The organism is Pseudomonas pichavaramensis (assembly GCF_050473265.1).
Lineage (GTDB): Bacteria > Pseudomonadota > Gammaproteobacteria > Pseudomonadales > Pseudomonadaceae > Aquipseudomonas.
This window is the reverse complement of sequence record NZ_JBJKFJ010000009.1, coordinates 216973-239762: the sequence shown is the minus strand read 5'-3', so window position 1 is coordinate 239762 and position 22790 is coordinate 216973. Positions and strand designations below refer to the sequence as shown.

Below are 22790 nucleotides of genomic sequence, written 5' to 3'. Positions count from 1 at the left end.
AGGCCTCAGAGCGGGAATAGCGGATGGGTGAAGAAACGCGTCAGCCAGCCAGCCGAGTTGCTGTCGTTGAGCACGCCGCGACCGGCGTAGGAGATGCGCGCATTGGCCACGTTCTGCGAGGACACCTGGTTGGCCCGGTCGATGTCGTCGGTGCGCACCAGACCGACCAGGCGGATGTACTCGTCGCCCTGATTCAGGCGCAGGGCCTTTTCGCCCTTGATCAGCAGGGTGCCGTTGGGCAGCACCTGGTGCACAGTCACGGCGATGGAGCCGCGCAGGGTGTTCTGCTGCGAGCTGCGCGCCGAGCCATTGAAGTCTCGCTCGGCTTCCGCGGAGCTTTCTAGGCGGTCGTAGGTCTTGCCCAGCACGGTGGGAACGCCCACGGAAACGCCCGAGCTCTTGCCGAAACTGGTGCCCGCGCTCTTGCTCGACTGGGTCGACTCGTCGAGCACCACGGTGAGGATGTCGCCGACCCGCACCGCGCGCTTGTCGCCGAGCAGCGAGCCGCTGTAGCCGCTGCGAAACAGGCCACCGCCGGTAGTCGGCGGCTGGCTGTAGTCCAGCTCCAGCGGCTGGTACTGGCTGGAGTCCTCGTCGGGGAGCATCTCGTTGAAGCTGGCGCAGCCGCCGAGCAACGACAACAGAACCAGTGGAAGCAGGCGGGTCATGGCGATCACACGGTCTGGTTGAGGAACTGCTGCATGCCGGAGGCGGCGTCGAGCACCTTGGCGTTGGCCTCGTACGCGCGCTGGATGGAGATCATGTTGACCATGGCCTCGACCACCTGCACGTTGGAGCCTTCCAGCACGCCCTGCTTGAGGTTGCCCAGGCCTTCCTCGCCCGGTACGCCTTCCACCGGTTCACCGCTGGCCACGGTCTCGCGGTAGAGGTTGCCGCCAAGCGCTTCGAGGCCACCCGGGTTGGTGAAGTTGACGAGGGTGATCTGGCCCAGCTCCGACGGCAGGGTGTCGCCGGCCAGTACCGCGGTGACGATGCCGTCGCTGCCCACGGTGAAGCGGCTGCTGCCGGCCGGCACTTCGATGGCCGGGGTCAGCGGCAGGCCCTGGGAGTTGACGATCATGCCTTCGGCGTTGAGCTGCAGCTGGCCGTTCTCGGTGTAGTAGATATCGCCGTTGGGCGCCTCCACCTGGAAAAAGCCGGCGCCGATGATCGCCAGATCCATAGGCTGGCCGGTGGTCTGGATGCTGCCTTCGGTGAACACCTTCTGCGTGCCGGCCACGCGCACACCGCTGCCGAGCTGGATGCCGGACGGTACGGTGTTGACCTCATCGGCCTGCGCCCCTGGCTGCAGCTCGATGGCGTAGAACAGGTCCTCGAACACCACGCGGTCGCTCTTGAAGCCGTTGGTGTTGACGTTGGCCAGGTTGTTGGCCACGGCGCTCATGGCCTTGTCCTGAGCGGCCAGACCGGTCTTGCTGACCCAAAGTGCGGAACTCATGTCGTGTCTCCTGTGTAGCCCGGATGCGATCCGGGGATGTGCTCCCGGATTGGATCCGGGCTACGTGTGGTGTGGGCGACCTCTGCCGTTTAAGGGCGAGGTCAGCTGCCGCGGATCATGCGGTTGCCGGCCTCGGAAAGGTCCTCGGCGGCCTTCATCATCTTCACCTGGGTCTCGAACAGGCGATTGAGGCTCATGGTCGCCACCAACTGATCGATGGCGCCGACGTTGCTCGCCTCCAGATAGCCGGGCACCAGCACCGGCGCTTCCATGTCCTCGGCCGGCTGCCCGTCGCTGCGCACCAGCAGGCCGCTGGCGTCCTTGCTCAGGTCGGCGGCGTCGACATCGACCACGCGAATGCGGTCGACCTCGGCGGTGAGGAAGTCGCCACGCGGAATCACCGAAACGGTGCCGTCGCGGCCGATATGCAGGCTGTCGTACTCGGGCAGCACGATCGGCCCGCCCTCGCCCAGCACCGCGCGGCCGTTCAGCGTCAGGCGCAGGTCCGCATCGACCTGCAGCGCGCCGTTGCGGGTGTAGCGCTCGGCGCCGTCGTCGCCCTCGACGGCGAACAGGCCGGCACCCTGAATGGCCACGTCGAGATCGCGGCCGGTGGCCATCAGCTCACCTGGAGCGAGATTGACGCCATTGTTCTTCACCCGCGCCAGGTGCCGGCTGTCGTAGCCGTAGCCTTCCACGGCGACGGCCTGAGCCTGCTCCAGGTCGGCGCGAAAGCCGGGCGTGTTGACGTTGGCCAGGTTGTTGGCGCGCACCGTCAGCGAGCTCATGGTGCGGCTGGCGGCGGTCATTGCGGTGTAACCGAGACGGTCCATGGGTCAGCCTCAGATCGCGCTGAACAGCACTTGGGTGAGTTCCTTGTTGGTGGTCAGCACCTTGGTGTTGGCCTGGTAGTTGCGCTGGCCCTCCATCAGGCCGACCAACTGCTGAGTCAGGTCGACGTTGGAGTTTTCCAGGGAACCGGCGGCCAGTTCGCCGAAGGGTCCTACACCCGGCACACCGATCAGCGCGGCGCCGGACTCGGCGGTTTCCACCCAGGCGGTACCGCTGATGTTCTTCAGCCCGCCGGTGTTGGCGAAGGTAGCCAGCGCCACCTGGCCCTGCAGCATGCGCTGGCCGTTGCTGTAGTTGGCGTAGACCATGCCGTCCTTCTCCACCGACAGACCGGTCTGCTCACCCGCCGCATAGCCGCTGGCGCGGTTGGTGGTAACGACGAAATCGGAGCCGTACTGGCTGGAGTTGCTGTAGTCGATGGCGATCGCCATCGGGTCCACGCCCGGCAGCGGGAAGCCGACGTTGACCGGACCGACCGGTGCGGTGAGCGTGCCGTTGGTGCCGAACGTCAGCGCCTGCGGGCCGCCGACAGCGGTGTTGCCCTGGTAGTAGTAGGCATCCCAGGTGTTGTCGCCGGTTTTGACGAAATACTGGGTCAGGGTGTGCTCCTTGCCCTGGGAGTCGAACACCTTGGTGGTGTAGGTGGAGTTGTAGGTATTGACGTCCGCCGGGTCGAAGGGCGCGGTTGCCGGTACGGTCTGGTTGGAGTCGAGGTTCATGACGAAGTCCAGGGTATCGGTGGCGCGCGCTGGCAGGTTGGCGTTCTGCAGCTGCAGATCGCCCATGGCGCCGACCAGCAGGTTGCCGGCAGCATCCACTGGATAGCCCTGCAGGGTCTGCCCGGCGGCATTGACGATGAAATTGTTCTTGTCGGCGCCGAACACGCCGGCACGGGTGTAGCTCAGGTCACCATTGGTGTCGCGGGTGACGAAGAAGCCACCACCGGAGATGGCCAGATCCAGGCTGCGCCCGGTGGTCACCAGGGAACCGCCCTGGCTGATGCTCTGCGTGGAGCCCAGCACTTCCACACCCATCGCCTGGCTGTCGGCGTAGATGCTGCCGAACTCGGTACGCGAGGACTTGAAGCCGGTGGTGCCGGCGTTGGCGATGTTATGGCTGATGGTGTTGAGCTGTTCGTTGACGGCGCTGAGGCCGGTCATGGCGATGTTGAAACTCATGGCGACAGGACCCTTGAAGGAAACGTAGGAGAGAAGTCAGAGCAGACCGGCGGTCTGCGTCTGGCCGAATTCGGTGATGTTGTAGAAGGGCACGGAGCCGACGCCGACAACGTCCAGCACCGGGCCTTCGGCGCTGACGCGCACCTGGGTGACGCGCCCGGCCACTTCGACCTTGGGGTACTCGCCACTGTCGCTGCTGACCTCGACCTTGTAGCGGCCCGGTGCCAGACCGAGGGCCTGCGGGTCCAGCGCGAAGGGCACCCGTCCCGGCGCCTGGGAGCCGAGGTCGATGTCCTTCTTCACGCCGTTGCTGTCGGTGAGCGTCAGGGTCAGCTTGCCGGCGGCGTGCTCGAGGTTGATCTCACCGTTGATGGCGTCCTCGTCCAACTCCAACTGCTCGGTCGCCACCTTCACTTCCTGGCCAACCAGGCCAGCGGCGGTGAGGGTCTGCAGGTTGTCCAGCAGCACCAGATTGCTCTTACTCAGCGAAGCCATGTTTTCCAGGCTCTTGACCTGACTCATGGCGGCGAACTGGTTGAGGAACTCGGTGCTGTCCACCGGCTTGGTCGGGTCCTGGTTCTGGATCTGCGCGACCATCAGGGTGAGGAAGTTGTTCTCCAGCTGAGTCGCCTCGCTGACGTCGACCGCCTGCTTCACCGCGTCATCGATGCCGTAGACGGGGTTGTTGCGATTGTCGTTGCTGACCGCGCTCATCAGGACTCTCCAAGCTTGAGCAGGCCCTGCTGCATGCTCTTCAGGCGGTTGAGGACTTCGACGCTGGTTTCGAAACTGCGGGTGGCCGACATCATGTCGGTCATCTCCTCGATCTGGTCGATATCGGCGTAGAACACGTAACCCTGGTCATCGGCCAGCGGATTGTCCGGCTCATAGCGGCGCACCGGCTCGCGCCCGGCGCTGACCACATCGAGTACCTGCACATGGGCGCCGCCCATACCCACGCTGCGGGTCAGCTGGTCGTTGTTGTAGACGGCAGCGAACACCGGCTTGCGCGCCTGGTACACGTCCTCGGCACTGGCAGCGGCCGAGTCGGCGTTGGCCAGGTTGCTGGCCACGGTGTTGAGGCGCACGGTCTGCGCGTTCATCGACGAGCCGGCGATGCGGTAGATGGAATCGAAAGCCATGGTCAGCGTCCCTCGATGGCCTGTTTCAGGCCGCGGAATTTCATGCTGAGAAAGGTCAGGCTGGTCTGGAAGTCCATGCTGTTCTTGGAGAACGCGGCCTGTTCCACACTCAGCTCGACGCTGTTGCCGTCCTGCGACGGCTGGGTCGGTACGCGGTACTTGAGTTCGGCGCTGCTGGCGGCGAAACGCTGCTGCGGATCGAGGCGCTGCATCTCGCCAGCGAAATCGATGTCACGCGCCAGAAAGCCCGGCGTGTCTTCGTTCGCCAGGTTGGCGGCAAGGATTTCACTGCGCTGCATGCGCAGTTCGATGGCGCGCGAATGCAGCCCCACCATGTCATCAATCCGTATACTCATTCACCGGTACCCTTCACCCAAGGTTGTGCCCAGGTGCCTTCAGCACAAAGCGTGCCCAACCCCAGATAGAGCCGCATTACATTGATTTATAGGGATTTTTTAAGACACACCGCGCACTTCCTGGCCGCCCTTTTTCCGCATCGGCGTAGCACCATGAGGAAAAGCGGAAAGACCTTTTCCGCCTGTGCGTCACTGCTTTTCCTCCTGGCGCTGGGGCCGCTCGGCGCCAGCGCGGCGACGGACGACGCCGCCGGGCAGATCGATCAGGCCATCGCCGCCCACATGCAGCAACGCCTCGCCGAGGAAGCCCAACGCCAGGCCTGGCACGGTCAGCGGCACAGCCTCGACATCACCCTGCTCGGCAATAGTGAGCAGTTGGCGGCCTGCACCCGGGATCTGCAGCTGAGCGTGGTCAGCGACGACCCCTCGCCGCTGTCACGCCAACGCCTGCAACTGAGCTGCGCGGATACACCCGACTGGACGGTGACGGCCCTGGTCCAGGCCAGTGTGTTCCTGCCGGTGGTCCATGCCGCACGGGTGATCGAACGCGGCCAGACCATCAGCGACGAGCACCTGCAATTGCAGGAAGTGAACATCGGCAAGGCGTCGCGCGGCTTCTACAGCGATTTCGCCGAGGTCGTCGGCCAGGGCGCCAAACGGCGCATCCGTGCCGGCCAGCTGATTGCGCCGAACCTGCTCAGCGCGCCGCTGCTCGTGCGCCGCGGCCAGCAGGTCATCATCGTCGCCAGCCAGGACGGCATTTCCGCCTCGGCCACCGGCGAAGCGCTGGCCAATGGTCGCGAAGGCGAAGTGATCCGCGTGCGCAACCTCGGCAGCCAGAAGGTCATCGAGGCGCAGGTGCTGGAAGAAGGCGTGGTCACCAGCACCTTCAGGTAGTGCTGTCATGTCACATGGGAGGCACTTCAGCGCGAGCGGGTCTGCAGTTCGCGGCTAAAGCCCCTCCCACATCTTGTGGCGGGTCTGACGCTCACGCCCAACCCTCCAGGCGCATGGTGGCGCGTACCAGACGCTGCTCCTCCTGCTCGATCTCCTGCAGGTTGTCGCGAATGCTGTTGATATGGTCGCGCGCCGCGCGCTGAGCCTGCTCCGGCAGGCGCTCGATCACCGCGTGATACAGGCGTGAATGCTGACGGTCGATCTGCCGTTTCTGCGCCGGGCGGTGATAGAGGTTGTTCACCGAGGCGAACACGGTGCTGAGCATCAGGTCGGTCAGCGACTGCAGCGTGTGCACCAGCACCGGGTTGTGCGAGGCCTCGCAGATCGCCAGGTGAAAGGCGTGGTCGAGGCGCGCATGCTCGCGCGGGTCGACCGGATTTTCCTGGGTGTGCGCGGCGAGCATTTCCTCGTAGCGCCGGGTCAGCAGCACGAAGTCAGCATCGGTGCCGCGTAGCGCAGCCAGACGCGCGGACTCGCCCTCCAGCAGGCCGCGGACTTCGAGCAGGTCGTAGAGCGTGCGCGGTTGCGAATTGAACAGGTGCATCAACGGGCTGGCATCACGCTCGCCGCTGAGCTTGGCCACCCGCGAGTCGCGGCCCTGCGCCGTCTCGATGATGCCGCGCCCACGCAGCACCTTGAGCCCTTCACGCAATGCCGAGCGGGAGATGCCCAGCTTCTCGCACAGGCGCCGCTCCGATGGCAGCGGCTGCCCCACCTTGAGCACGCCATCGACGATCAGGCGTTCGATCCGCTCTGCCACCACATCGCTGACCTGCCGCCGCGCAGCACGCTGATCAGTGTCCATTCAGACCTCCACACAACTGGTCGTACCAGTTAACGAAGGGGCGCTGCATGCGCCCTCTTTCCCTCATCAAGACTGCAGAGAATAAGCGCTTTGCTGGAGATGGTGTGAAAGGCTGACGAAAGAAACTGGTCCTACCAGCATAGATCTCTGTGGACTGGAGCGGGCGGCAGGCCTAAACATGCGGCCCATGGTCGCAGCATGACCGCAAATAAAAACAACGTTCACGATTGAGCCTGCCATGAGCATTCTGTACGACGAGCGCGTCGACGGCGCGCTGCCCAAGGTCGATAAAGCCGCCCTGCTGGCGGAGTTGCAGCAGTGCCTGCCCGACCTCGCCATCCTGCATACCCGCGAAGACCTCAAGCCCTACGAGTGCGACGGTCTTTCCGCCTACCGCACCACACCGATGCTGGTGGTGCTGCCCGAACGTATCGAACAGGTGCAGCAGTTGCTGCAGCTGTGCCACGCGCGCAACGTGCCGGTGGTGGCACGCGGCGCCGGCACCGGCCTGTCCGGCGGGGCGATGCCACTGGAACAGGGCATCCTGCTGGTGATGGCGCGCTTCAACCAGATTCTCGAGATAAACCGCGAAGGCCGCTTCGCCCGTGTGCAACCGGGTGTACGCAACCTGGCGATTTCCCAGGCCGCAGCGCCATTCGAGCTGTACTACGCACCGGACCCGTCGTCGCAGATCGCCTGCTCCATCGGCGGCAACGTCGCCGAGAACGCTGGCGGCGTGCACTGCCTGAAATACGGCCTGACCGTGCACAACCTGCTCAAGGTGGAAATCCTCACCGTCGAAGGCGAATTCATGACCCTCGGCAGCGACGCGCTGGATGCCCCCGGCTTCGACTTGCTGGCGCTGTTCACCGGATCCGAGGGCATGCTCGGCATCGTTACCGAGGTAACCGTCAAGCTGCTGCCCAAGCCGCAGGTGGCCAAGGTGCTGCTGGCCGCCTTCGACTCGGTGGAGAAGGCCGGGCGCGCCGTGGGCGACATCATCGCCGCCGGCATCATCCCCGGCGGCTTGGAAATGATGGACAACCTGGCGATCAGAGCGGCGGAGGACTTCATCCACGCCGGCTACCCGGTGGAGGCCGAAGCCATCCTGCTCTGCGAGCTGGACGGTGTGGAAGCCGACGTCGCCGAAGACTGCGAACGCGTGCGCGAAGTGCTGGAGAAAGCCGGCGCCACCGAAGTACGCCTGGCTCGCGATGAAGCCGAGCGCGTGAAGTTCTGGGCCGGACGCAAGAACGCCTTCCCGGCGGTCGGACGCATCTCGCCGGACTACTACTGCATGGATGGCACCATCCCGCGCCGCGAACTGCCCGGCGTGCTGCGCGGCATCGCCGAGCTGTCCGAAGAGTACGGCCTGCGCGTGGCCAACGTATTCCACGCCGGCGACGGCAACATGCACCCGCTGATCCTCTTCGATGCCAACGTACCTGGCGAGCTGGAGCGGGCCGAAGCGGTCGGCGGCAAGATCCTCGAACTGTGCGTCAAGGTCGGCGGCAACATCACCGGCGAGCATGGCGTTGGCCGCGAGAAGATCAACCAGATGTGCGCGCAGTTCAACAGCGACGAAATCACCCTGTTCCACGCCGTGAAGGCCGCGTTCGACCCGGCCGGCTTGCTCAACCCGGGCAAGAACATCCCCACCCTGCACCGCTGCGCCGAGTTCGGCTCCATGCACGTGCACCACGGCCAACTGCCCTTCCCGGAACTGGAGCGCTTCTGATGTCGCATGATTTCGATGCCAGCGCCGCCCTGCTGGAACAGGTCAACCACGCACTCAACAGTGCCACCCCGCTGCGCATTCAGGGCAGCGGCAGCAAGGCCCATCTGGGCCGCGCCACTGCGGGCGAGGTACTCGATACCCGCACCCACCGTGGCATCGTCAGCTATGACCCGACCGAGCTGGTACTGACCGCCCGCGCCGGTACTCCCTTGAGCGAGATCGAGGCGGCGCTGCAGGCCAACAACCAGATGCTGCCGTGCGAGCCACCGCACCTGGGCACTGGCGCCACCCTCGGCGGCATGGTCGCCGCCGGGCTGTCCGGCCCACGCCGGCCGTGGGCCGGATCGGTTCGCGATCAGGTACTCGGCACGCGGGTAATCACCGGTCAGGGCAAACTGCTGCGTTTCGGTGGCGAGGTGATGAAGAACGTCGCCGGTTACGACCTTTCACGCCTGCTGGCCGGCAGTTTCGGTTGCCTCGGCCTGCTCACCGAGGTGTCGCTGAAAGTGCTGCCCAAACCGCGCCAGGTACTCAGCCTGCGCCTGGAAATGAATACCCGCGACGCGCTCAACAGGCTCGCCGAATGGGGCCAGCAGCCGCTGCCGATCAGCGCCGCCAGCCACGATGGAAACGCCCTGCACCTGCGTCTGGAAGGCGGTGAAGGCTCCGTTCTGGCCGCCCGCCAGCGGTTGGGCGGAGAGGAGATCGACAGCGCCTACTGGCAGGAACTACGCGAGCAGCGCCTGCCGTTCTTCGCGGGTACGGGCACCTTGTGGCGCCTGTCGCTGCCGACCAACAGCGGCCTGCTCGAGCTGCCCGGCGAGCAGTTGATCGATTGGGGCGGCGCCCAGCGCTGGCTGAAAACCACGGCCGATGCCGGACTGATCCAGCGCACGCTGGCCGAGCTGGGAGGCCACGCCACCTGCTTCGCCAGCGGTCAGCAGCAACCGTTCCAACCGCTGCCGGCATTGCTGCTGCGTTACCAGCGCCAGCTCAAGAACCAGCTCGACCCCCAGGGCATCTTCAACCCTGGCCGCATGTACGCCGAGGTATAAGACGTGCAGACCAACCTGAGTGAACAAGCCAAGCGCCTGCCGCGCGCCGAAGAAGCCGAACGCATCCTGCGCTCCTGCGTGCACTGCGGCTTCTGCAATGCCACCTGCCCGACCTATCAGTTGCTCGGTGACGAGCTGGATGGCCCGCGTGGGCGCATCTACCTGATCAAACAGATGCTCGAAGGCGGCGAAGTCACCGCCAAGACCCAGGAACACCTGGATCGCTGCCTGACCTGCCGCAACTGCGAAACCACCTGTCCGTCCGGGGTGCAGTACCACAACCTGCTGGATATCGGCCGTGAAGTTGCCGAGCAGCAAGTGCCGCGCCCGCTGAGCCAGCAGTTGCTGCGCCAGGGCCTGCGCAGCGTGGTGCCGCGTCCGGCGCTGTTCAAGGCCCTGACCCAGACGGGCCAGGCGCTGCGCCCGCTGCTGCCGGCGGCACTAAAGGCCAAGCTGCCGCGGGAAATTCGCCCAGCCAAACAACGCCCGAGTGAACGCCATGCACGCCGCGTGCTGATGCTCGAAGGCTGCGTGCAGCCGGGGCTGTCGCCCAACACCAACGCCGCCACCGCGCGCGTGCTGGATCGCCTCGGCATCAGCGTCACGCCGATTCGTGAGGCCGGTTGCTGCGGCGCCGTCGACTACCACCTCAATGCCCAGGAGGCGGGCCTGAACCGCGCCCGGCAGAACATCGACGCCTGGTGGCCGGCCATCGAAGCCGGTGCCGAAGCCATCGTGCAGACCGCCAGCGGCTGTGGCGCCTTCGTCAAGGACTACGGCCACCTGCTCGAGGCCGACCCGGCCTACGCGGACAAGGCCGCACGGGTCAGCGCCCTGGCCAAGGACCTGGTCGAGGTGCTGCAAGACGAAGCGCTGGAGCAGCTGCAGGTGCGCGCCGAACAGCGCCTGGCCTTCCACTGCCCCTGCACCCTGCAGCACGCACAGAAGCTCGGCGGCGCAGTCGAGGGCGTGCTCGGCCGTCTGGGCTTCGGCCTCACCAGCGTGCCGGACGGCCACCTCTGCTGCGGCTCGGCTGGCACCTATTCGCTGACTCAGCCGGAACTTTCCCGGCAGTTGCGCGACAACAAACTCAATGCCCTGGAAAGCGGTAAACCGGACGCCATCGTCACCGCCAACATCGGTTGCCAGACCCACCTCGATGGCGCCGGGCGCACACCGGTACGGCACTGGATCGAGATAGTCGAAGAAGCGATGGGCTGACCATCACAGCAAACATAGCCCGGATGAAATCCGGGAAAACCGACACCCTAAACCCGGCTTGCATCCGGGTTACGAAACCACGAACACGAGGTCCGTCATGCAACACAAAGCCGTACTCAGCCAGAAAGAAGTCAGCCAGATCCTCGCCGCTGCCCGTAACGAAGCGCAGCAACAGGGCTGGGCCGTGGCCATCGCCGTGGTCGACGACGGCGGCCACCCGCTGGCCCTGGAGCGCCTCGATGGCTGTGCACCGATCGGTGCCTACATCGCCACCGAGAAGGCCCGCAGCGCCGCCATCGGCCGCCGCGAAACCAAGGGTTACGAGGACATGGTCAACGGTGGCCGCACGGCCTTCGTCAGCGCCCCGCTGCTGACCTCGCTGGAAGGCGGCGTGCCGGTGCTGGTCGATGGCCAGGTAGTCGGCGCCGTGGGCGTATCCGGGGTCAAGGCCGACCAGGATGCCCAGGTGGCCAAGGCAGGTGTCGCAGCGCTGTAAGAGCCGACGCGGAACCTGTAGGAGCCGCGCCGCGCGGCGAATCGTGAATGAAACGCTGTAACCGCCGTAAGGCTGCAATCTTTCGCCCCGGGGCGGGGCTCCTACGACACATTGATTGACCCGCACCGCCACGGGCGGATGCAGACAGGAGAACAGGAAAATGACCGAACGCGTGCAATGTCAGCGCCTGCAGGTAGCCGCCGAGCTCAAGCAGTTCATCGAACGTGAAGTGCTGCCCGGCAGCGGTATCGAGGCGGCTGCCTTCTGGAGCGGTTTCGACGCCCTGGTGCACGAACTGGCACCGCGCAACCGTGCCCTGCTGGCCGAGCGCGACCGCCTGCAGACCGAACTGGATACCTGGCACCGCGCCAATCCGGGGCCGATTCGCGACATGGCCGCCTACCGCGCCTTCCTCGAGTCCATCGGCTATCTGCTGCCGCAGCCACAGACCGTCAAGGCCAGCACCGCCAACGTCGACAGCGAAATCGCCAGCCAGGCCGGCCCACAGCTGGTGGTGCCGGTGATGAACGCCCGCTACGCGCTGAATGCCGCCAACGCCCGCTGGGGCTCGCTGTATGACGCCCTGTACGGCACCGACGCCATCAGCGAAGAAGGTGGCGCCAGCAAGGGCCCGGGTTACAACGAAGTGCGCGGCGCCAAGGTGATCGCCTTCGCCCGCGCCTTCCTCGATCAGGCCGCGCCCCTGGCCAAGGGCTCGCATGCCGACGCCAGTGCCTACGCGGTGGTCGCCGGCCAGCTGCAGGTAACCCTGAGCAACGGCGAGCAAACCGCCCTGGCCCAGCCAGAGAAGTTCGCCGGCCACCAGGGCGATGCCGGCAAACCGGCAGCCGTGTTGCTGAAGAACAACGGCCTGCATTTCGAGATCCAGATCGACGCCAGCAGCCCCATCGGCCGCACCGATGCAGCCGGCGTGAAAGACGTGCTGATGGAGGCCGCCGTGTCTACCATCATGGACTGCGAAGACTCGATCGCCGCCGTCGATGCCGCCGACAAGGTGGTGGTCTACCGCAACTGGCTGGGCCTGATGAAGGGCGACCTGGCCGAGGAGCTGGATAAAGGCGGCAAGCGCATCACCCGCCGTCTCAATCCGGACCGCGTCTACACCGCTGCCGATGGCGGCGAACTGACCCTGCATGGCCGCTCGCTGCTGTTCATACGTAACGTTGGCCACCTGATGAGCAACCCGGCGATCATCGATGGCGAAGGTTTCGAGATTCCCGAGGGCATCCTCGATGCCGTGGTCACCAGCTTGATCGCCCTGCACGATCTCAAGCGTCGCGGCAATTCACGCACCGGCAGCGTCTACATCGTCAAACCGAAGATGCACGGCCCGGTCGAAGTGGCCTTCGCCAACGAACTGTTCGGCCGTGTCGAGCAACTGCTGGGCATGCCGGCGGGTACCCTGAAAATGGGCATCATGGACGAGGAGCGACGCACCAGCGTCAACCTCAAGGCCTGTATCGAAGCCGCCAGCGCGCGCGTGGCCTTCATCAACACCGGCTTTCTCGACCGCACCGGCGACGAGATGCACACGGCCATGGAAGCCGGCGCCATGCTGCGCAAGGGCGACATGAAGTCCAGTGCCTGGATTCAGGCCTACGAGCGCAACAACGTGCTGGTCGGCCTGGCCTGCGGGCTACGGGGCAAGGCGCAGATCGGCAAGGGCATGTGGGCCATGCCGGACCTGATGGCGGCCATGCTCGAACAGAAGATCGGCCACCCGAAGGCCGGAGCCAATACCGCCTGGGTGCCGTCGCCTACCGCCGCCGTGCTGCACGCGCTGCACTACCACAAGGTCGACGTGCAGGCGGTGCAGACCGAGCTGGAACTGATCGACCTGGCGAGCCAGCGCGACAGCCTGCTGAACGATCTGCTCAGCGTACCGGTCAGCGCCGAGCGCCCGTGGAGCGCCAGTGACATCCAGCAGGAGCTGGACAACAACTGCCAGGGCATCCTCGGTTACGTGGTGCGCTGGGTCGAACAGGGTGTCGGCTGCTCCAAGGTGCCGGATATCCACAACGTCGGCCTGATGGAAGACCGCGCCACCCTGCGCATCTCCGCCCAGCACATCGCCAACTGGCTGCACCACGGCGTGGTCAGCGAAGCCCAGGTACGCGAGACGCTGCAGCGCATGGCGCAGGTGGTTGACGGACAGAACGCCGGTGATTCGGCCTATCGCCCAATGGCCGCCAACTTCGAACAGTCCCATGCCTTCCGCGCCGCCTGCGACCTGGTGTTCAAGGGTCGCGAGCAGCCCAGCGGCTATACCGAGCCGCTGCTGCACGCCTGGCGCCTGCGTTTCAAAGAGGAGGTCTGAGCATCACAGCATAGATGTAGGAGCGGCGACCCGCCGCGAACCTGGGCGGCGTTGACTCGAAACGCTTCGCCCCGGGGCGGGGCTCCTACAGAAGGGAGTTCGCAACATGGACGAACTCCACAAAGCAGTAACAAGCCCTGACGGCTTCTGGCCGTCGGGGCTTTCGAGCATGAGCGCGATGGTGGCTGATCCCCGCCACCGTCGCTGCTCGCGGAGTGGCCGGAGCCGTAGTGCCTGACCACTCCAGATGCGTGGCGCCGGGTATCTCCGGAAAACTGTGGTTCACAAGAAAAAGAAGGAACCAACAAATGAGTCAAACACTGCTGTCCATCCTGGCCTTCGTGCCGCTGGTGCTGGCGGGTGTACTGTTGATCGGCTTTCGCTGGCCGGCCAAGTACGCGATGCCGCTGGTGTTCGTCCTGACCGCCCTGATCGGCCTGCTGGCCTGGGACATGTCCCTCAACCGGGTCATCGCCTCCAGCCTGCAGGGGCTGATCCTCACCGCCTCGATCCTGTGGATCATCTTCGGTGCGATCCTGCTGCTCAACACCCTCAAGCATTCCGGCGGCATTGCCGCGATTCGTCGGGGCTTCTCGAATATCAGCCCTGATCGTCGCGTGCAGGCGGTAATCGTCGCCTGGCTGTTCGGCTGCTTCATCGAAGGGGCGTCCGGTTTCGGCACCCCGGCGGCCGTCGCTGCGCCGCTGCTGGTGGCCCTCGGCTTCCCGGCTCTGGCTGCAGTGGTACTGGGGATGATGGTGCAATCCACACCGGTGTCCTTCGGTGCGGTGGGCACACCGATTCTGGTGGGCGTGGGCGCAGGCCTGGACAGAACCGGTATCACCGAGCAACTGGCGGCTACCGGTAGCGCCTGGGAAACCTTCTTCCACCTGATCTATTCGCGGGTGGCCATCACCCACGGCCTGATCGGTCTGCTGATGCCGCTGATCATGGTCATGATCATGACCCGCTTCTTCGGCAAGAATCAGAGCTGGAAGGAAGGCCTGGCCATCGCGCCGTTCGCCATCTTCACCGCCCTGTGCTTCTCCCTGCCGTACATGGCAGCCGGTGTGTTCCTCGGCCCGGAATTCCCCTCGATGATCGGCGCCCTGGTTGGCCTGGCCATCGTGGTACCGGCCGCCAAGGCCGGCTTCCTGCTGCCGAAGGAGAGCTGGGACTTCGCCGACGCCAAGGACTGGCCGGCCGAGTGGATGGGCAAGATCGAGATGAAGATCGAGGACGTGGCCGGCAAGACGCCGATCTCCGTGCCCATGGCCTGGGCGCCCTATCTGCTGCTGGCGGTGTTCCTGGTGCTGTCGCGGATCTTCCCCGAACTCAAGGCCGCGCTGATGAGCCTGAGCTTCGGCTGGAAGGACATCCTCGGTGAAACCGGTGTATCCGGCACCATCGAGCCGCTGTACCTGCCGGGGGGCATTCTGTGCATGGTGGTCCTGGTGACCTTCTTCCTGCATCGCATGCGCTTCTCCGAGCTGAAGGCGGCCGTGGGCGAGTCGAGCAAGACCCTGCTTGGCGCCGGCTTCGTGCTGATCTTCACCATCCCCATGGTGCGTATCCTGATCAACTCCGGGGTCAATGGTGCCGATCTGGTGTCCATGCCGGTGGCCATGGCGCGACTGGTGGCCGACAGCGTGGGCGGCGTCTACCCGTTCTTCGCCCCGGCCGTGGGTGCCCTGGGCGCGTTCATCGCCGGCTCCAACACTGTATCCAACCTGATGCTGTCGCAGTTCCAGTTCAACGCGGCCGAACTGCTGGGCGTGTCCGGGGCGATGATGGTGGCGCTGCAATCGGTGGGCGCTGCGGCAGGCAACATGATCGCCATTCACAACGTGGTGGCGGCCTCGGCGACCGTAGGCCTGCTCGGGCGTGAAGGCATCACCCTGCGCAAGACCATCCTGCCGACGCTCTACTACCTCGCTGCGGCGGGCGGTATCGCGCTGGTCAGCATGTACATCATGGGAATCAGCGATCCGCTGCTGGCGAGCGGCTAAGCCCTGCGGGCCGTGCCATGCACGTCCCGACTTTGGTTGGCCCCTGGCAGGTGGCGAATGCCGCCTGCCAGCTTGGCGCGTCCCTGCATTTGCGGTAGCGTGCCGACACCGTGAGATTCACCCGAGGTCGATATGAAGAAGTGGCAATGCGTGGTCTGTGGACTGATTTACGACGAGAGCCAGGGCTGGCCGGATGACGGCATCGTCCCCGGCACCCGCTGGGAAGACGTGCCGGAAGACTGGCTGTGCCCCGATTGTGGCGTCGGCAAGATGGACTTCGAGATGATCGAGATCGGCTGATCACGCTGCATTTCAACGAACGGCGACCCTAGGGTCGCCGTTTTTATTGCACGCCCCACAACAGCGCCACGTAGGGTGCGCCGCGCGCACCACGAGGCGCCACTACAACAGCCGGTGCGCACAGCGCACCCTACGCACGGCAGTTCGTGCCATTGCCGCACGTGCAGAAAAAATTCTGCCAACGCCATTTAAGCAGCGCCAAAAGCAGGTCGCCCTTCACTTACAGCAGGCAATCACAGCCAGCTTCATTCCGCGCTCACCGCCCGAAGGATTACGATCATGGCCTTGTCGATTCATACCAACTACTCCTCGCTGATCACCCAGACCAACCTGGGCAAAACCAACAACGCCCTGGGCACCAACCAGCAGCGCCTGGGCACCGGTTTTCGCATCAACTCCGCGGCTGACGACGCTGCCGGCCTGCAGATCGCCACTCGCCTGAACGCGCAGTCGCGCGGCATGGACGTGGCCATCCGCAACACCAGCGATTCCGTCTCCCTGCTGCAGACCGCCGAAGGCGCCTTCAGCGAAATGACCGACATCGTTCAGCGCATGAAGGACCTGGCCACTCAGGCCTCCAACGCCACCAACAGCGGCTCCGACCTGATCGCCCTGCAGAGCGAGTACGACGAACTCGGCAAGGAAATGGCCAACATCGTCAAAAATACCAAGTACGCAGGCGAGAACCTGTTCAGTAGCGGCACCACCACCGACGGCAGCGGCGGCAAGTTCTCCGCAGCCATGAACTTCCAGATCGGCTCCAGCTCCGCCGAAACCCTGGAGCTGAATGTCAGCGCGGACCTGACCGCACTGACCACCGCACTGGGCAACATCTCCGACACGTACACCACTCCAGGCACTCCCGGTGTGGAACTGGCCACCACGCAGGACCCGGACACCGCAGTGAACACCAACGCCAACGCCATGGTCGACACCCTGAGCGGCGCGCTGGACGATATCGGCGCGCTGCGCGCCCAGTTCGGCGCCAACATCAACCGCCTGAACCACACCGCCAACAACCTCAGCAACATGAAGGACAACACCGACATGGCCAAGGGTCGCATCATGGATGCCGACTTCGCCAAGGAAAGCGCAAGCATGAGCAAAAACTCCATGTTGCTGCAGTCCGGTATCTCCATGCTCCGTCAGGCCGGCCAGATGCCGGGCATGGTCATGTCCCTGCTGGGCTGATAACGCGTCATCCAGGCGCAACGGATTGCGCCACCCTCAAACGCCCCGCGATCGCGGGGCGTTTGCGTTAGCGCAGAGAAAAATCGGCGAAAAAGCAGCAAAACCACTTAAGCCTGCCGCCATTACGGTCGCCTTTGATCATTAGCGGGCACAGCACCGTCAGCCTCTCTCATACAAAGGATCACGACCATGGCTCTGTCGATTCATACCAACTACTCCTCACTGATCACCCAGACCAACCTGGGCAAGACCAACAACGCCCTGGGCACCAACCAGCAGCGCCTGGGCACCGGTTTCCGCATAAACTCCGCTGCCGACGACGCTGCCGGCCTGCAGATCGCCACTCGCCTGAACGCGCAATCGCGCGGCATGGACGTGGCCATCCGCAACACCAGCGACGCGGTTTCGCTGCTGCAGACCGGCGAGGGCGCCTTCAGCGAAATGACCGACATCATGCAGCGCATGAAGGACCTGGCCACTCAGGCCGCGAATGACACCAACTCCGCTGACGACCGCACCGCTCTGCAAGCCGAGTATGACGAGCTGAGCGCCGAGATCGGCAACATCATGAGCAACACCAAGTACGCCGGCGAAGCACTGTTCACCGGTGGCAAGTTCGCTGCGGCCATGACCTTCCAGATTGGCTCCAGCAGCGCGGAAACACTGTCGCTCGACCTGTCCACCCAACTGGGCGACGTCACCACTGCCCAGACGGCCATCGGCACCGGCACCCTCGACACCGCCGCCAACGCCGGCACCGCCATGGACGAGCTGGAAACCGCTCTGGACGCGGTTGGCGCAATGCGCGCGGCTTTCGGCGCCAACATCAACCGCCTGAACCACACCGCCAACAACCTCAGCAACATGAAGGACAACACCGACATGGCCAAGGGTCGCATCATGGATGCCGACTTCGCCAAGGAAAGCGCCAACATGAGCAAGAACTCCATGCTGCTGCAGTCCGGAATTTCCATGCTCCGCCAGGCCGGCCAGATGCCGGGCATGGTCATGTCCCTGCTGGGCTGATAGCGCCTCATCCAGGCGCAACGGATTGCGCCACCCCCTCCAACGCCCCGCCATCGCGGGGCGTTTTTCATGGTTTGCAGACCATGCCTCGCACGCACCATCGTCGCTCAACCGTCACCCAATAACGGCATACTGAGGCGGCTTCGACTTCATCTATAGAGTGGCTAGTATTAGATGAAGCCCGGCTTGCTGGTACGTCCGTGCAAGGGCTGACAACTGGCACAAGACTTGCCACAGCATTTTCCTGACGCCAGAATGCCGACCACCCATCGCCCGGATATTTCCAAGGGCACCCGCCCCTCGCCTGAAGGACCGCATGACCTCCAGCTCCGATACGCCGCTCGCCGAGCCGGGAAGCACCATTGCCTGTCTGATCATCAAGACCGGGCGCGATGACTGCTATGCGCATTTCTATCCGGCGCTATATCAACTGACGCTGGTAAAGAGCGGCATCGAAGAGAAGATCGACCTGGGCTATTCCGGCAGCCGCCTGCTCGAACGCCTGCTCCAGGAGCCCGGCGAAGTCGTCTCGCGCGAGGAGCTGATGAGCCATGCCTGGGCCGACCGGGTGGTGGGCCAGGGCAGTCTCAATCAGCAGATCTACACCCTGCGTCAGGTGCTCGGTGACGAGAAGAGTCGCGAGATCATCCAGACCCTGCCGCGTCGCGGCTACCTGCTCAACCCCAACTACCTCGTCTACCCGCCGAGCATCGAGGACATCGGCGAGGTCAGCGAGCCAACCGAGGCGCCGGCGACAGAGCCCCGATTCCTCCACCGGCACGGGCGTCAACGTGCCTTCTGGGTCATCCTGCTTTCCTGTTTCGGCCTGCTGGGCATCGGCCTGTTCACCACGCTGTACGCCATCAGCCAACCTGAGGATCTGCACAGCAGCGAGATGAACCTGGGGCCGCTCAACGTCCGCTACATCGATCAGGACCCACAGCACCTGCAGCAGCTGATCCTGCAGACCCATGGCCTGACCGGCCGGCTGACGGTTCTGGCAAGCGCGCCGGCGCATCTTGTGTTGCGCCTGCGCGGTGGTTTCTATGAGTTGATCTGTCTACAACCAAGCGGTGGCGCACGCTCGCTGATGCTGCATGAAAGCCAGTTGAATCAGGTGGCGGATGCTCAACTGCGCAGGTGCCTGCCATGAGCCAGTGCAAGTCGCTCGGCCTCAGTCGCGGCTGGCTGATGGTGCTGCTGGTCACCGTCCTGGCCATGCTGCTGGGCATGCTGGCCCTGTGGCTCAACTTCACGTCCAGTGCCGAACTCGACGGCCGTTATCGCTCCAGCGGCCAGGTGCAATTGAGCAACGGCCAGGTGCTGGAAATCAGCCACAGCCTGCAGGTCAACGATGGCCGCTTCTATGCGATGACCCGACAGGGCAGCAGCATTCTGGAAACCTCCGGGAAGGTGGAATACGGTTTTCTCGGCAACTACCGTCTGCGCGTCGAAGATGGTCAGGTCACGGGGCTGGCCAGCGAGACCGACGATGAGCTGGTGTTCAACCTGCTCTATGGTCGCCACAAGGGCTCGACCATTCGCCTGACCCGCTTCAATGGCTGCCTGTACGCCCTGGAAACACGCCAGATCTACTGTCCGGCGCGTGGTGCGGCCGACCTCTGAGCCCGCGCTAGCCACCTGGCGCACTCAACTGCGCGCCCTCGGCGCGATACTCCACACGCACCTGGGCGTCACCGAATAGCTCGCGATACAAGCCCTCGGCCTGACTGGTCAGCAGTAACAGCTCGATACGCCGGTTGGCGCCGTTCTCCGGGTCATCGGGCAGCAGCGGCATACCGTCGGCCTGTGCGGTCACCTGCAGCACGGCACTGGTCGGCAGCCCGGCATCGACCAGCACGTTACGCGCCCGCAAGGCACGGTCGCCGGACAGGTTCCAGTTGTTATAGCCGCCGACGATGCCGCGGTAGGGCGTGGCATCGGTATGACCACTGATGATCAGGTGATTGTCGACCTTGGCCAGCACAGCGGCCAGGCGCTTGAGCAGGGTCTCGAAGTGCGCATCGAGACGCGCGCTGCCCCGGGCGAACATGAAGCGCTGCGCATCGTCCTTGATCAGAATGCGCAACCCCTGCGGCACCACCTGCACTTCGATATTGGCCTCGGCATCCAGCTGCAACGCCAGCGCCTCCATCAGTTGCGCCAGCTCCTGCATCTGCACGGAGTCGGCGTAGTGTGGCCGGCGCGCCTCGCCGGGCTGAGCATCACCCAGCTCGGCACCCGGGTCCTCCTGCGGTGTACGCGCCTGGTTGTCGCGGTCCTGGCGCGGGCTGACCTGCACCGGTACACCGTCGAGCTCCAGCGGCGTGGTGCTGGTGCCATCGAAGATGCCAGCGCCGCCGTCCACCAGCGGGTTGTTCAGCATGTCCGCGTTGGCCCGGCTTTGGTCCTGGGTCTGCGGCTGGATGATCCACAGCACCATGAACAGCGCCATCATCGCCATGGTGAAATCGGCAAAAGCGACCTTCCAGGCGCCACCGTGCTCGTCGTGGCCACCTTTCTTGCCACGCCGTTTGATGATGATCTCGTGGCCTTCAGCGCCGCGTTGTTTCATGCGGCATCCCTTTCATCTTCGTAACGGTTGACCCAGACCTCCAGTTGCTTGAACGCCGGTTTGACGTCCTGCTCGATCAGTTTGCGCCCGGCATCCACCGCCAGCAGCGTGGGCTTGCCGGCGACGTGTGCGACCAGCGTGGTGCGCACGCACTCGAGTGCCGACAGCTCGGTCTTGATGCGTTGGCTCATGGCGTTGGACAGCGGCTCCATCACGCAGTAGCACATGAAGATACCGAGGAAGGTACCCACCAGCGCAGCGGCGACGTGGGCACCGATTTCGGCCACCGAACCGCCGATGTTGCCCATGGTGATGATGATGCCCATGATCGCCGCGAGGATGCCGAAACCGGGCATCGCTTCGCCAAGCTTGTGCAGCGAGCGCGAAGGCTGCAGCAGGATGTGCTCCATCGCCTCCAGTTCCTGCTCGAGAAAGCCCTCCAGTTCGTGCGCGCTGATCTTGCCCATGGCCATCAGGCGGAAGTTGTCGGCGATGAAGGCCATCAGGTTCTTCTCCTGACGGATCAGTGGGTACTTGGCGAACAGCTCGCTCTGCTCAGGTTCTTCGATATGCGCATCGAGCACCTTGAGACCACCGACCTCGACCATTTCCAGCAGCTCGTACAGCAGCATCAGCAACTGACGCTGAAACTCCTCGCCACGGCGCTTGTAGACGAACACGCCCTTGATCTGATGGCACATCTCCACCAGCACTTCCTTGGGGTTGCCCACCACCAGTGCGCCGAGACCGGCGCCGACGATGATCACCACTTCGGCCGGCTGCCAGAGCATGGCCAGCTCACCGTGGGCCATGACGTAACCGCCCAGCACACAGCCGACGATGATCAATGCACCTAATAACTTCTGCACCCTAGCCTCTCTCGTTCAGGTAGCGGCTGGCCTTGGCTATCGCCTGCTTGCTCAGCTGGCAGACGCGCGCGTCGCTCAGCTCCAGCACCAGGGCGATTTCCTTGAGGCTCAGCTCATGTTGGTAGTAGAGGGTCAGCACCAGCCGCTCACGCTCGCTGAGCTGGCTCAGCGCCTGGGTCAGCAGGCGCTCCTTGAGCACGCGCTCTTCGACTGCGCTGCCGCCACAGGCAAATCCCTCATGGCCGTTCTGCAGCAGTTCATCGAGACTCTCGATGGCCTCGCAGGCATCCGCCTGGAGGAATTCCTGATAATCCTTGGCACTGATGCCGGTCGCGCGGAGGATTTCCTCCTCCAGTGGCGCGCGACCGAGTTGGCGCGCCAGCTGGCGAATGGCATCGCGCAGCTTGTGCGTCTGCTGACGCACCTGACGCGGCCTCCAGTCCTGACGGCGTAGCTCATCGAGGATCGCACCGCGCACCCGCAAGGCAGCGAAACGGCCGAACTGCTCATCCGGCGTACCGTAGCGACGCAGGCAGTCGAGCAGCCCCATCAAGCCGATCTGCTCCATGTCCTCACGGTCCATGACCTGATTGGCCTGCAGCGCCAGCTGGCTGACGATGCGCTTGACCAGCGGCAGGTACTGCAACAGCCACTTCTGCTCGGCCCCAGGGGCGAACAGCGCGGCTCCGCCCTGGTCGGCGGCGTAGCGGTAGTCGATGGCGCAGTTGGCGTTCATGGGCAGGTCCTGCTCTCTACTGGACGATCAGCTTGCTGACCAGCACGTTGGCGAACGGCATCGCCAGTTTCTTGCTGGCAAAGTCATCGAACAGCGCAGTTTCCAGCTTGCCCTGCAGCTCGGGGATGGGCATGGCACGCAGCTTCTCGAAGGTCATCGCCGACAGATGCGCCACCACCGAATTGCGCACCATGGGGTCGATCTGCTCGAGCTTCTTCGGATCGGTTTCGAGATCAGCCTGCAGCACCAGATCGAGCACGAAATAGTGCTCACGGCTTTCGCCCTGCAAGCTGACGATGATTTTTTCGATGGGGAAGAAACGGTATTCGCCAGTCGCCTCTTCTTCGACAGTGCTGCCAGCGGGGAGGCCGAGTACCGGCTGCCCCGATTGCAGCGAACGCAGTGTGGCGTAGTTGAAGACGGCGCTACCGACCACCACCAGCGTGTTGAAGATGAGCAGCAGGAGGATGACGCGCGGCATTGTCAT

General features: G+C 64.4%; 24 protein-coding genes. 12 read left to right on the top strand and 12 right to left on the bottom strand.

Going from position 1 to position 22790, the window contains the following annotated elements; genetic code table 11:
• Positions 1-5: 5 nt before the first annotated feature.
• The 7 genes from flgH to flgB form a co-directional block, all read right to left on the bottom strand.
• Positions 6-668, bottom strand: a complete 663-nt coding sequence (gene flgH / locus ACJRW5_RS16575) for a flagellar basal body L-ring protein FlgH (protein ID WP_484571599.1) — start codon at positions 666-668, stop codon at positions 6-8.
• 5 nt (positions 669-673) lie between these two features.
• On the bottom strand, positions 674-1459 hold the full coding sequence (flgG, locus tag ACJRW5_RS16570; RefSeq protein ID WP_484571598.1) for a flagellar basal-body rod protein FlgG: 786 nt from the start codon (positions 1457-1459) through the stop codon (positions 674-676).
• Between the two features lie 101 nt (positions 1460-1560).
• The gene (locus ACJRW5_RS16565; RefSeq protein WP_484571597.1) at positions 1561-2292 is read right to left on the bottom strand and encodes a flagellar basal body rod protein FlgF; all 732 of its coding nucleotides are present in this window, start codon (positions 2290-2292) and stop codon (positions 1561-1563) included.
• Positions 2293-2301: 9 nt separating this feature from the next.
• Positions 2302-3489 (bottom strand): flagellar hook protein FlgE, encoded by a 1188-nt coding sequence (gene flgE, locus ACJRW5_RS16560; RefSeq protein ID WP_484571596.1) that lies wholly within the window; start codon positions 3487-3489, stop codon positions 2302-2304.
• A 36-nt stretch (positions 3490-3525) separates the two neighbouring features.
• Positions 3526-4203: a flagellar hook assembly protein FlgD gene (gene flgD / locus ACJRW5_RS16555; RefSeq protein WP_484571595.1), complete on the bottom strand. Its 678-nt coding sequence runs from the start codon at positions 4201-4203 to the stop codon at positions 3526-3528.
• The gene (flgC, locus tag ACJRW5_RS16550; protein ID WP_484571594.1) at positions 4203-4631 is read right to left on the bottom strand and encodes a flagellar basal body rod protein FlgC; all 429 of its coding nucleotides are present in this window, start codon (positions 4629-4631) and stop codon (positions 4203-4205) included. Before flgC ends, flgD begins: the two co-directional genes overlap by 1 nt.
• A gap of 2 nt (positions 4632-4633) precedes the next feature.
• Positions 4634-4987 carry a flagellar basal body rod protein FlgB gene (flgB, locus tag ACJRW5_RS16545; RefSeq protein ID WP_484571593.1) on the bottom strand — a complete coding sequence of 118 codons (354 nt, stop codon included), beginning with the start codon at positions 4985-4987 and terminating at the stop codon, positions 4634-4636.
• 153 nt (positions 4988-5140) lie between these two features.
• On the opposite strand from flgB, the gene flgA reads away from it, so the two are divergent.
• On the top strand, positions 5141-5884 hold the full coding sequence (gene flgA, locus ACJRW5_RS16540; RefSeq protein WP_484571592.1) for a flagellar basal body P-ring formation chaperone FlgA: 744 nt from the start codon (positions 5141-5143) through the stop codon (positions 5882-5884).
• A gap of 91 nt (positions 5885-5975) precedes the next feature.
• Here flgA and glcC read toward each other — a convergent pair whose 3' ends face one another.
• A complete protein-coding gene (gene glcC / locus ACJRW5_RS16535) occupies positions 5976-6749 on the bottom strand; it encodes a transcriptional regulator GlcC (RefSeq protein ID WP_196474215.1) in 774 nt (257 codons plus the stop codon).
• Between the two features lie 238 nt (positions 6750-6987).
• Between glcC and glcD the strand changes: the two genes are divergently transcribed.
• The 11 genes from glcD (at position 6988) to ACJRW5_RS16480 (ending at position 19749) form a co-directional block, all read left to right on the top strand.
• Positions 6988-8487, top strand: a complete 1500-nt coding sequence (gene glcD, locus ACJRW5_RS16530) for a glycolate oxidase subunit GlcD (RefSeq protein WP_484571591.1) — start codon at positions 6988-6990, stop codon at positions 8485-8487.
• The gene (gene glcE, locus ACJRW5_RS16525; RefSeq protein ID WP_484571590.1) at positions 8487-9542 is read left to right on the top strand and encodes a glycolate oxidase subunit GlcE; all 1056 of its coding nucleotides are present in this window, start codon (positions 8487-8489) and stop codon (positions 9540-9542) included. Before glcD ends, glcE begins: the two co-directional genes overlap by 1 nt.
• 3 nt (positions 9543-9545) lie before the next feature.
• Positions 9546-10763, top strand: coding sequence for a glycolate oxidase subunit GlcF (gene glcF / locus ACJRW5_RS16520; protein ID WP_484571589.1), 1218 nt, complete (start codon positions 9546-9548; stop codon positions 10761-10763).
• A gap of 97 nt (positions 10764-10860) precedes the next feature.
• Positions 10861-11259, top strand: a complete 399-nt coding sequence (locus ACJRW5_RS16515) for a heme-binding protein (RefSeq protein WP_484571588.1) — start codon at positions 10861-10863, stop codon at positions 11257-11259.
• Positions 11260-11419: 160 nt separating this feature from the next.
• Positions 11420-13597: a malate synthase G gene (locus ACJRW5_RS16510; RefSeq protein WP_484571587.1), complete on the top strand. Its 2178-nt coding sequence runs from the start codon at positions 11420-11422 to the stop codon at positions 13595-13597.
• Positions 13598-13905: 308 nt separating this feature from the next.
• The gene (locus ACJRW5_RS16505; protein WP_484571586.1) at positions 13906-15606 is read left to right on the top strand and encodes an L-lactate permease; all 1701 of its coding nucleotides are present in this window, start codon (positions 13906-13908) and stop codon (positions 15604-15606) included.
• Positions 15607-15738: 132 nt separating this feature from the next.
• On the top strand, positions 15739-15906 hold the full coding sequence (locus tag ACJRW5_RS16500) for a rubredoxin (RefSeq protein WP_037004256.1): 168 nt from the start codon (positions 15739-15741) through the stop codon (positions 15904-15906).
• Between the two features lie 279 nt (positions 15907-16185).
• On the top strand, positions 16186-17097 hold the full coding sequence (gene lafA, locus ACJRW5_RS16495) for a lateral flagellin LafA (protein ID WP_484571585.1): 912 nt from the start codon (positions 16186-16188) through the stop codon (positions 17095-17097).
• A gap of 189 nt (positions 17098-17286) precedes the next feature.
• A complete protein-coding gene (gene lafA, locus ACJRW5_RS16490) occupies positions 17287-18123 on the top strand; it encodes a lateral flagellin LafA (RefSeq protein WP_484571584.1) in 837 nt (278 codons plus the stop codon).
• 316 nt (positions 18124-18439) lie between these two features.
• Positions 18440-19276 carry a winged helix-turn-helix domain-containing protein gene (locus ACJRW5_RS16485; RefSeq protein WP_484571583.1) on the top strand — a complete coding sequence of 279 codons (837 nt, stop codon included), beginning with the start codon at positions 18440-18442 and terminating at the stop codon, positions 19274-19276.
• Entirely contained in the window at positions 19273-19749 is a 477-nt protein-coding gene (locus ACJRW5_RS16480) for a hypothetical protein (RefSeq protein ID WP_484571582.1), read from the top strand. The genes ACJRW5_RS16485 and ACJRW5_RS16480 overlap by 4 nt, the downstream gene beginning before the upstream one ends.
• A gap of 7 nt (positions 19750-19756) precedes the next feature.
• Here the strand turns inward: ACJRW5_RS16480 and ACJRW5_RS16475 are convergent, their stop codons facing one another.
• From ACJRW5_RS16475 to ACJRW5_RS16460, 4 genes are read right to left on the bottom strand one after another with little or no spacing between them, the layout of a single operon-like run.
• A complete protein-coding gene (locus ACJRW5_RS16475) occupies positions 19757-20698 on the bottom strand; it encodes a flagellar motor protein MotB (protein ID WP_484571581.1) in 942 nt (313 codons plus the stop codon).
• Positions 20695-21567: a flagellar motor stator protein MotA gene (motA, locus tag ACJRW5_RS16470; protein WP_484571580.1), complete on the bottom strand. Its 873-nt coding sequence runs from the start codon at positions 21565-21567 to the stop codon at positions 20695-20697. The genes ACJRW5_RS16475 and motA overlap by 4 nt, the downstream gene beginning before the upstream one ends.
• A 1-nt stretch (position 21568) precedes the next feature.
• Entirely contained in the window at positions 21569-22303 is a 735-nt protein-coding gene (locus ACJRW5_RS16465; RefSeq protein WP_484571579.1) for a FliA/WhiG family RNA polymerase sigma factor, read from the bottom strand.
• 16 nt (positions 22304-22319) lie between these two features.
• Positions 22320-22790: a flagellar basal body-associated FliL family protein gene (locus ACJRW5_RS16460; RefSeq protein WP_484571578.1), complete on the bottom strand. Its 471-nt coding sequence runs from the start codon at positions 22788-22790 to the stop codon at positions 22320-22322.